The following is a 1,136-nucleotide window of genomic DNA, read 5'->3' on the forward strand; positions in this document are numbered from 1 at the left end:
ACCGCTTCTGCGCCGCCAGCAGGAGCGTAGGAAGTTGAACTGGTTGGGGTTGAATGGTTGGCGGAGCTCGCTAGTTCCCTGTCCGTTGGGGAGGGGCCTAGTGAGGTCGTATCCAATGCGAGGGTTGCCGACAGGCACATAGGAATAGCCGATGTCATCCGCATCGATGTTGCCGTCCGGCTCTCCGCAACTGGGCATCCAGAACCAGTCGCCGCGATCCCGGCGATCCGGACTAGGATCAGGTGGGATGAAAGGTGGCCAAGGCTCCTGAAGAAGATCCTGCCAACGATTCGGCGGCGCGAGAATCGGCACCGACAGGCGGCAAAGGGGCTGCAGAATATCAGACAAAGAGCCGCTGCAAGTGGAATTGTTGTACAGCCGCTGCTTGAAGGGAGAGTTGGAATCTATATTCGTGCGGTTACCGAACTGGTACTGGAAGCCACCCCACGAGGGGAAACCAGGGCCGCTGCGGGCAAAGCTGCTTGGATTGACGGTGCCATCGTCATTACTGATAGCGTCGCGCACGCAGGCCCAGCGTTCGTTGTTGTCGTTGCTATTTACATTGCAGCGGGGCGCACTGCTGGTGTAGCCGTTGTTGTATTGACCGATGGCCTCTGGCACCCCCTGTGCCGGGAACACCGGATCCGGCCAGCGCACCGCCCGCAGGTAGCGCAGGTTTTCAGGATCAGTTAAGAGCAAACGGTCTTTATCGTTAGTGATGGCAAACGCTGTGTTGCGGTTGTACTGATCCCGCGGGTTGGTGATCCAGCCGTTGTAGTACTCGGCCAGCAGGCCAGCGCCGCCAGGGTTCGGGCAGGGCCCGATGGGAGCCACCATCACCCAGCGGGAGGTATCCAGCACCGGGTTGCCCAAGGCGGAGATGCGCACGCCGAAGTTGGCATAGCCCGTGTCTGGCGCCCGCAACTGCCGCACCTCAGGCACGCCCCGACCTACTGTCCGGTCGGCTTCATTGGAGTTGGGATTGGTGCTGTTGCGGCGCTCAAAGAGGGTGTCGCGGGCAAACACATCCGGCCAGCCGGGCTGGTTGGTGTTGTCACCCAGGTTCTGGGCCCCGTTGGTGTTGTCGAAGCGCAGGACACCGGCGCCATTGTTATTCGGATCCGGAGCCGGCCAGT

Annotated in this window: 1 pseudogene; it reads right to left on the bottom strand. The window is 61.2% G+C overall.

Features of this window, described 5'->3' with window-relative positions:
- Positions 1-1,136: pseudogene (locus NW827_RS04460) on the bottom strand (hypothetical protein); the annotation flags it as partial.

The organism is Synechococcus sp. H70.1, assembly GCF_047502705.1.
Lineage (GTDB): Bacteria > Cyanobacteriota > Cyanobacteriia > Thermostichales > Thermostichaceae > Thermostichus.